Genomic DNA, 5,617 nt, shown 5'->3' on the forward strand with positions numbered 1-5,617 from the left:
CCTGATCTGTCACTTTTGACATAAAACATCAAAAGGTTCTTTTTCACGAGCGGCTTTGAATGGCACCCTTAAAAGGATGTTTTGCATACTTTTTCAGCCTTGGCAAAAAGTATGAAAGAATAGAATCATTTAACTCAATAAACCGATAATCTTCCGCGCTACCCCCGGTTTTTCACAAAAAGCCCACTCTGATTTTAATTCACATGCGATTTCTACCGTAGAAAAAAATGAGTTCATTACCTCTATTTTCGACACTGCATTAAAAAGAAAACCCCGGACATTTCTGTTCGGGGTTCTCTTTTTTGCATTCGGGGGATTTTTACATTCCCATATTTTTAAGTTCTTCCTCTGTCATCACTGTATATCCTTCCGGAATTTTCAAACTGAAGGCATTCTTGTCAACTTTTTCCTGGAATTTTGTAGCAACAAAATGAATCGTCATTCCGTTTTTTACTGTTGTGAACTCCAATGGAGCTCCTTCAATTCCTTTTGCAGTAAATTGTTGCTGACCCTGCAATGACGTTTTCAAATCTTTTGCAACCCACACAACTGTTTCACCACCCTCAGAGTCGCGAACAATCGTTTTCGTACACTTGAACCCGATAATGTCTTTCGTTTCAGATGTCACCTCAACCTTAGGAGCTTCTCCGTTTTCAGCTGGTTTCGCTTCAGAGATTTTTTTCATTTCGGTAGCCATTTTGCTTCCCATCATCTCCATCAGCATCAATCCTTTGTCACCTTTAATATCAATAATGGTGTTCATTTTCATCAAAGTTCCCATAACCATATCCACTTTGGATTTTCCGGGCATGAAATACAACTCCATCGTTGAACCCTGCATCATTGGAAGTGCCATTGCCATATCAGGATTGTCACTTGAAAAATCCATCGAATAGGAAATTTGTCCTTTGGTCTGTGCTACAGACGTTCCGACAGTAGCAAGAAATAAAATTGATAATAGTATTTGTTTCATGTGTTTCTTTTTTTTACAAAAATGGCATAAATCTTTCGACTTATGCCACCGTTTATGTATTTCGTAATTTTTAGTTTGCAAATGCAAGGTTCAAGAAGTTCAAAATTGATTCTGCCTTAAACTGTTGAACCCTTTGAACTTTTTCTTACCCCGTAATCGCCCCGATAAGATCTTTTCCGTTGGCGTAAAGAATCAAACCAAGTAAAAGGAAGAACCCGACATATTGCGCATATTCCATGAATTTTTGCCCCGGAGCGCGACCTGTGATCATTTCATAAAGCAGGAACATCACATGTCCTCCGTCCAATGCAGGAATCGGAAGCAAATTCATAATGGCAAGCATCATCGAAAGAAATGCCGTCAAAGTCCAGAAAGCCTGCCAGTTCCAGGTTGCCGGAAACAATTTTCCGATTGATCCCACACCACCGATTGATTCGGCACCCTTTTTAGAGAAAACATATTTGAACTGAGCAACATTCATGTACATCGTGCGAAGTCCTTTTCCGAATCCGGAAGTCAATGCAGCGCCAAGAGAATAATTTTGAGTATAAATAGCACTGGTATCAGGACTGATGCTTAACTTCTTAAAGTTAACACCCATTTTTCCGTCCATCCCGATATAAGCTTCCTTCTCGATCTCTTTCCCGTCGCGCAAAATCGTCATGTTGATTTTCTTCCCTTTATTATGGTAAAGTTCCGACTGAAACTCATCATAGAACCTGATACTTTTATCATTAAGCTTAACGAATTTGTCGCCTTTTTTCAACCCGATTCTGGAAGCCGGGGTTTTTGGTGCAACACTGTCTACCCTGGAAAGGAAATACCTGAAATCGAAAGCACCTTTTTCTGCTCCGTTTTGCCACATCATATTCCCGATATCCTCCGGAAGTACGATTGTTTCTACTTTACCGTCCGGATGCTGCACCTTGAAGTGGCGTTTGTTGAAAATCAAAACCTCTCCGCCCAATTGCTGAAGTGCATCCAGTTTTTCTCCGTCAACAGTTAGAACCTTATCTCCCTGCTGAAAACCGAATTGCTCCATATACGGATGAATTGCCATTCCGTTTACCATTTTGCTCTGGTCAATTTTTTCTTCTCCCCAGACGAACAGCACCATGATGTAAATCACAAAACAAACAATGACGTTTACAATGATTCCTCCCAACATAATGATCAAACGCTGCCATGCCGGTTTCGATCTGAATTCCCAGGGCTGTGCAGGTTGTGCCAATTGCTCTTTATCCATAGATTCGTCCACCATTCCGGCAATTTTCACATAACCACCAAGCGGAATCCATCCCAATCCCCATTCCGTTTCACCGATTTTTTTCTTGAAAACCGAGAAATACGGGTTAAAGAACAAGTAGAATTTCTCAACCTTCGTATTGAACCATTTTGCAGGCAGATAATGCCCGAACTCATGTAATACGATGAGAAGAGAAAGAGATAAAATCAGCTGAGCTGCGCGAACCCAAAAATCCATAGTTTTTATTTAATGTGGAACAAATATAAGAAAAAGCGATAGCTTTTGAAGACCGGCGTTACGACAAACGTTAGAGCGAAGTAACGAGGGAAAAGCCAATAGACATCAGTGATTAGTCAATAGTGATTTTTTGTTGGCAGTAATTAGAAACTATTGCCTATTCTGCTATTCACTATTGCCTAATCTAAGGCTGCACATCTTTGGTCGAATAACCGTGATGCTCAAAGTATTCTAAAATGGCTTCTTTCATGAAAGCCTGCTGCTCCAATTCGTCTAGTGGAGGGAGTTCTTTCACGAATTCGAAGTGAGGCCAATTATCGGCATCTCTTCCTTTAAACTCATAATATCCGTAAGGTTCCAATAAGGTGCAGATTGCAATATGCATCAAATCGGTTTTCTCGTGTTTCTTAAAAATTTTATATCCTATTCCCAGTTCTTCAACGCCAATCAGGAACAGAATAGCCTGTAAATCCAGGCCCGGACCAAAAGTCGGTTCCAATTGTTTCGCTAAATTCTGATAGCGTAATTCTAGTGCGTAATCCATAATTCAAAATTAACGATTTGAAAAAGATAAATCAGCGCTTTGATCTTTACTTCTTCGGTGTTGACATTTTTTAACCCGTAAGAGCGAATGGATCATTCGTAATTCGCAATTAATGAATATATCCCGGTTCTCCTTTTCGAATCCGGTCGAAAATCCAGTCATAGCTGTAAACCATGTGCGAATGCACAAAATGTTTGTTAGGCCAGTTTGGTGGTGCAAATACCCGCCCGACACAGGAACTTTTCAGAGAATCAATTCCGGAAACAGCCGTTTGAGGAGCTACACCATCCTGATAGCAAAGCGGATCAGGAGTTGCTTGTCCCAGGTTGGAACCATATTGCCAGGCTTCTTCAAAAAGATTCCAGTCCAAACCTTTGTAACCTGCGTTTTCCGGGGCAAGCATATAGATTTTTCCAAGTACAACCTGGTCTCTGATCGTTTCAATCAGACCCAAAGTATAAGCGTAGCCCATGCTGTGGCAGACAAAATCAATCGTGTCTTTTACCAGGTAACTTTTCGGAGTATTCTGAATCTGGTTCAGAAATGCTTTTCCGGCAATCACTCCTTTTTGGTAGCGGTAATCGAACCCCTGGGGATTCATTTTCTGATTCAGGCGGGAATACTTCTTTGCAATTTTTTTCGAAGGACTGGTTTTCACGGAGCGGATATAACTCCAGCCAAATTTCAGTTTGGAATAATGATTCGAAGTCCGTACCGGGAAACTTGCGTCCAGGTAAAAACTGGTGTCGGGATGCAAACGCTGAATGAAACGGTCATCTATTTTGAACCAGTAATTGGTCCGGTCGTTCATATAGACTTCATTTCGGCTTTCCTGCTTGTCGAATCGCGGACCGCGGTATCCGTTGACGAAAACCAGGTAGCGTTTTGCTTTCGGCAGTTGATTCAGGATCAGTTGCTGACTCAACTCTTCCCCTTTGAATGCGAGCAAATGCTGATAGAACGGTTTTGTCTTTTCCGGGTTTTCCGTTTTGAAATACGAATAAATCCGGTAAGTGTTATGCGAAACAACGATAGAGGGATAATTTCCGAAGCGAATCTCTGATCCGGCATATTTGAATTGCAGCATTCCGGATGGCTGTACATCAAAATTCAATACCAACGACATCGGGTAACTCAGCCATTGCCCTTTTCGCTTGATGTAAACAACCGTTTGAGGTTTTTCAGGGAAGGTAATTCTGAAGAAGAATTTGTGGTGCTGCTTACGCCTCTTGAAAGTCAGTTTGCTTTGTTTGTAGCTTCTCCCGATGTGCTCTACTTCTCGCATGAACACCGAATCGCTGAGTGTACATTTTTTGGAAGATTTTGCCGGGTCGATCAGGATGATCCGGTTTAAACTGAAAGGAGTATGCATCATGGAAGGTGCAATGGTGCCATCTTCATTTTCTTCCCAGAAATAATAATAAACCAGGCTGGTTTTTGTTTGGAAGTCAGGCCGGTGAAATGTCAGATTCTGACCAATTGCAGAACAAAGGATCAAGCTAAAGACAATGAAAATTACCATTCTGAGCTTCATTTTGTAAATATATTAACTTTTTAACAAGTTAAAATTGAAAACTGAAAAGGAGTCAAGTCCGGGAGAGATAAGAATCAGGAAAAAGAATTTTTAATCTTGGCTCTTGCCTCTCATGTCAGTCTCGCTTCTCAGGATCTTTTCAATTTTTTAATTCTCCATTTTCAATTAAAACATCTTTGATTATTTTTGCGACAATCTAAATAAGAAAGAAATGGGAAGAGCATTTGAATATCGTAGGGCAGCAAAAGAGAAACGATGGGGCAAAATGTCTAAATTGTTTCCGAAACTGGGTAAAGCCATTACAATGGCTGCAAAAGAAGGAGGACAGGATCCGACTACGAATGCCAAGTTGCGGACTGCTATTCAAAATGCGAAGGCCGAGAATATGCCGAAAGATAACATTGAAGCGGCAATTAAACGTGCAGCCCAAAAAGATGTTGCGGCATTTACACAAGTCGATTACGAAGGAAAAGGACCTCACGGAGTGCTGGTTTATGTGGAATGTGCAACAGACAATCCTACGCGTACGGTAGCAAACGTAAAATCGTATTTCAATAAAGCCGGTGGAGGTGTTGTACCAAACGGGCAATTGGAATTCATGTTCAACAGAAAATCTGTTTTCGAATTGGAAAATACGGGATCGGTTGATCCGGAAGAGTTGGAACTGGAGCTGATCGACGCAGGATGCGAAGAAATTGAGGTGACAGACGACAGAATCTTCATTTACGGAGATTATACGGCTTTCGGAACACTGGGTTCGGCATTGGAAGAACGGGGAATTGCAGTGCTTAAATCAAACCTGGAGCGTTTCCCTACAACACCGGTTGAGTTTACGGAAGAGCAACTAATCGATATCGAAAAAATGATGGATAAATTCGACGACGACGACGATGTACAACAGATTTTCACCAATATGGGGTAAGAGAAAGCGAAGCTTTTGATTTTTAACAAGCGTTAGCGCAGTTGGCGCAGCTTGGGATATCGAACAAAATAAATGATTGAGGGTGCGATTGATTGGTAATAATGTAGAAAACTCACCAAGCTACATAAACATTAAAAAAACTATGTGACCTTCTGTGTGCT

Annotated in this window: 5 protein-coding genes; 1 reads left to right on the plus strand and 4 read right to left on the minus strand. The window is 41.1% G+C overall.

Annotated elements, in window-relative coordinates:
* Window positions 1-319 precede the first annotated feature (319 nt).
* The 4 genes from Q1V93_RS05900 to Q1V93_RS05915 all read right to left on the minus strand — a co-directional run bounded on the left by Q1V93_RS05900 (window position 320) and on the right by Q1V93_RS05915 (window position 4,522).
* Complete coding sequence (locus Q1V93_RS05900; RefSeq protein WP_300662748.1) at window positions 320-973, minus strand: hypothetical protein; 654 nt, start codon at window positions 971-973, stop codon at window positions 320-322.
* Window positions 974-1,118: 145 nt separating this feature from the next.
* Window positions 1,119-2,456 carry an RIP metalloprotease RseP gene (rseP, locus tag Q1V93_RS05905; RefSeq protein WP_300662750.1) on the minus strand — a complete coding sequence of 446 codons (1,338 nt, stop codon included), beginning with the start codon at window positions 2,454-2,456 and terminating at the stop codon, window positions 1,119-1,121.
* 184 nt (window positions 2,457-2,640) lie between these two features.
* Entirely contained in the window at window positions 2,641-3,000 is a 360-nt protein-coding gene (locus Q1V93_RS05910; RefSeq protein WP_300662752.1) for a hypothetical protein, read from the minus strand.
* Window positions 3,001-3,109: 109 nt separating this feature from the next.
* Window positions 3,110-4,522 (minus strand): hypothetical protein, encoded by a 1,413-nt coding sequence (locus Q1V93_RS05915; RefSeq protein WP_300662754.1) that lies wholly within the window; start codon window positions 4,520-4,522, stop codon window positions 3,110-3,112.
* Between the two features lie 223 nt (window positions 4,523-4,745).
* Here Q1V93_RS05915 and Q1V93_RS05920 point away from each other — a divergent pair, with 223 nt between their 5' ends.
* The gene (locus Q1V93_RS05920; RefSeq protein WP_300662756.1) at window positions 4,746-5,456 is read left to right on the plus strand and encodes a YebC/PmpR family DNA-binding transcriptional regulator; all 711 of its coding nucleotides are present in this window, start codon (window positions 4,746-4,748) and stop codon (window positions 5,454-5,456) included.
* The last annotated feature ends 161 nt before the right edge of the window (window positions 5,457-5,617 follow it).

The organism is Fluviicola sp., assembly GCF_030151805.1.
In the GTDB taxonomy this organism is placed as follows: Bacteria; Bacteroidota; Bacteroidia; order Flavobacteriales_D; family Crocinitomicaceae; genus Fluviicola.